This window comes from Rhodococcus sp. NPDC056960 (assembly GCF_042674125.1).
Classification (GTDB): Bacteria; Actinomycetota; Actinomycetes; order Mycobacteriales; family Mycobacteriaceae; genus Rhodococcus_F.
Genome location: NZ_JBHURF010000079.1, coordinates 1 through 3,418, shown reverse-complemented (window position 1 = coordinate 3,418; position 3,418 = coordinate 1). Strand labels below are relative to the sequence as shown.

The 3,418-nt window shown below is 55.5% G+C and carries 2 rRNA genes; both read left to right on the top strand.

What is annotated here, in order from left to right:
- Positions 1–45 precede the first annotated feature (45 nt).
- Positions 46–3,179, top strand: a 23S ribosomal RNA gene (locus ACFTWF_RS44910).
- Positions 3,180–3,286: 107 nt separating this feature from the next.
- Positions 3,287–3,403, top strand: a 5S ribosomal RNA gene (rrf, locus tag ACFTWF_RS44905).
- Positions 3,404–3,418: the final 15 nt, after the last annotated feature.

The following is a 3,418-nucleotide window of genomic DNA, read 5'->3' as shown; positions in this document are numbered from 1 at the left end:
GTTGTGTGTTGTTTGAGAACTGCACAGTGGACGCGAGCATCTTTGTTGTAAGTAATGAAGAGCGTACGGTGGATGCCTTGGCACCAGGAGCCGATGAAGGACGTAGGAGGCTGCGATAAGCCTCGGGGAGCTGTCAACCGAGCTGAGATCCGAGGATGTCCGAATGGGGAAACCCAGCACGAGTGATGTCGTGTTACCCGCACCTGAATATATAGGGTGTGTGGAGGGAACGTGGGGAAGTGAAACATCTCAGTACCCACAGGAAGAGAAAACAATAGTGATTCCGTGAGTAGTGGCGAGCGAAAGCGGAAGAGGCTAAACCATGGATGTGTGATAGCCGGCAGGTGTTGCATTCGTGGGGTTGTGGGGTTCATCTTGTCAATGCTGCCGTGTTGGCCGACAGTAAGAAATCGTTGTGTTAGTGGAAGTGGTCTGGAACGGCCCGTCGTAGAGGGTGAGAATCCCGTACACGAAAATGTGACGACTGTTGTGATGGAAACCCAAGTAGCACCGGGCCCGTGAAATCTGGTGTGAATCTGTCGGGACCACCCGATAAGCCTGAATACTCCCTGGTGACCGATAGCGGACTAGTACCGTGAGGGAAAGGTGAAAAGTACCCCGGGAGGGGAGTGAAATAGTACCTGAAACCGTGCGCTTACAATCCGTCAAAGCCTTCGAGCAGCTTGCTGCTGGGGGTGATGGCGTGCCTTTTGAAGAATGAGCCTGCGAGTTAGTGGCATGTCGCGAGGTTAACCCGTGTGGGGTAGCCGTAGCGAAAGCGAGTCCGAATAGGGCGTTTGTAGTGGCATGTTCTAGACCCGAAGCGGAGTGATCTACCCATGGCCAGGTTGAAGCGACGGTAAGACGTCGTGGAGGACCGAACCCACTTAGGTTGAAAACTGAGGGGATGAGCTGTGGGTAGGGGTGAAAGGCCAATCAAACTCCGTGATAGCTGGTTCTCCCCGAAATGCATTTAGGTGCAGCGTCGCGTGTTTCTCACCGGAGGTAGAGCTACTGGATGGTCTAGGGGGCCCACAAGCTTACCGAAATCAGCCAAACTCCGAATGCCGGTGAGTGAGAGCGCGGCAGTGAGACTGCGGGCGATAAGGTTCGTAGTCGAGAGGGAAACAGCCCAGATCGCCAGCTAAGGTCCCTAAGCGTGTACTAAGTGGAAAAGGATGTGGGGTCGCGAAGACAACCAGGAGGTTGGCTTAGAAGCAGCCACCCTTGAAAGAGTGCGTAATAGCTCACTGGTCAAGTGATCCTGCGCCGACAATGTAGCGGGGCTCAAGTACACCACCGAAGCTGCGGCATTCACACAATGCACCCCTGCGATTCTGCGGAGTCGTGGGCAGTGGTGTGGATGGGTAGGGGAGCGTCGTGTGGCCATGGAAGCGGCGGGGTGACCCAGCCGTGGAGGCCACACGAGTGAGAATGCAGGCATGAGTAGCGAAAGACGAGTGAGAAACTCGTCCGCCGAATGACCAAGGGTTCCTGGGCCAGGTTAATCCGCCCAGGGTGAGTCGGGACCTAAGACGAGGCCGACAGGCGTAGCCGATGGACAACGGGTTGATATTCCCGTACCCGTGTGAACGCGCCCCTGGTGAATCAGTGATACTAACCATCCTGAAGCGTCCTTACGTCCCTTCGGGGGCCCTGGACGTGGATGCATGGGACCTGATCTGGTAGTAGCCAAGCGATGGGGTGACGCAGGAAGGTAGCTGAGCCAGTCAGTGGTAATACTGGTGTAAGCCTGTAGGGCGAATGGTAGGCAAATCCGCCATTCACACAGCCTGAGAGGTGACGCATAGCCGAATGAGGCGAATTCAGTGATCCTATGCTGCCGAGAAAAGCCTCTAGCGAGCTTTCACACGGCCCGTACCCCAAACCGACACAGGTGGTCAGGTAGAGAATACTAAGGCGATCGAGATAACTATGGTTAAGGAACTCGGCAAAATGCCCCCGTAACTTCGGGAGAAGGGGGGCCTCGTCCGGTGATCACTCTTGCAGTGTGAGCTGGGTGGGGCCGCAGAGACCAGTGAGAAGCGACTGTTTACTAAAAACACAGGTCCGTGCGAAGTCGTAAGACGATGTATACGGACTGACGCCTGCCCGGTGCTGGAAGGTTAAGAGGACCGGTTAGCTCTTCGGAGCGAAGCTGAGAATTTAAGCCCCAGTAAACGGCGGTGGTAACTATAACCATCCTAAGGTAGCGAAATTCCTTGTCGGGTAAGTTCCGACCTGCACGAATGGCGTAACGACTTCTCAGCTGTCTCAACCATAGACTCGGCGAAATTGCATTACGAGTAAAGATGCTCGTTACGCGCGGCAGGACGAAAAGACCCCGGGACCTTCACTACAGCTTGGTATTGGTGTTCGGTTCGGTTTGTGTAGGATAGGTGGGAGACTGTGAAGCGCTCACGCCAGTGAGTGTGGAGTCGTTGTTGAAATACCACTCTGATCGTATTGGACCTCTAACCTCGGACCATGATCTGGTTCAGGGACAGTGCCTGGTGGGTAGTTTAACTGGGGCGGTTGCCTCCCAAAATGTAACGGAGGCGCCCAAAGGTTCCCTCAGCCTGGTTGGCAATCAGGTGTCGAGTGCAAGTGCACAAGGGAGCTTGACTGTGAGACTGACAGGTCGAGCAGGGACGAAAGTCGGGACTAGTGATCCGGCACCGGCAAGTGGAAGCGGTGTCGCTCAACGGATAAAAGGTACCCCGGGGATAACAGGCTGATCTTCCCCAAGAGTCCATATCGACGGGATGGTTTGGCACCTCGATGTCGGCTCGTCGCATCCTGGGGCTGGAGTAGGTCCCAAGGGTTGGGCTGTTCGCCCATTAAAGCGGCACGCGAGCTGGGTTTAGAACGTCGTGAGACAGTTCGGTCTCTATCCGCCGCGCGCGTTAGAAACTTGAGGAAGGCTGTCCCTAGTACGAGAGGACCGGGACGGACGAACCTCTGGTGTGCCAGTTGTTCCACCAGGAGCACCGCTGGTTAGCTACGTTCGGAAGGGATAACCGCTGAAAGCATCTAAGCGGGAAGCCTGTTCCAAGATGAGGTTTCTCACCCCCTCGAGGGGGTAAGGCCCCCGGCAGACCACCGGGTTGATAGGCCAGAACTGGAAGTCCGGTAACGGATGCAGGTGACTGGTACTAATAGGCCGAGGACTTACCACAAAGAAGCTACGCGTCCACTGTGCAGTATCTGAAACAACACACACGTTGTCTCGGATCGAGAAGAACAACATTTTTTCTCTGATCCGTGTGTGACAGTTTCATAGAGTTACGGCGGCCATAGCGGAGGGGAAACGCCCGGTCCCATTCCGAACCCGGAAGCTAAGCCCTCCAGCGCCGATGGTACTGCACCCGACAGGGTGTGGGAGAGTAGGACACCGCCGAACATCCGTTACCGAAAG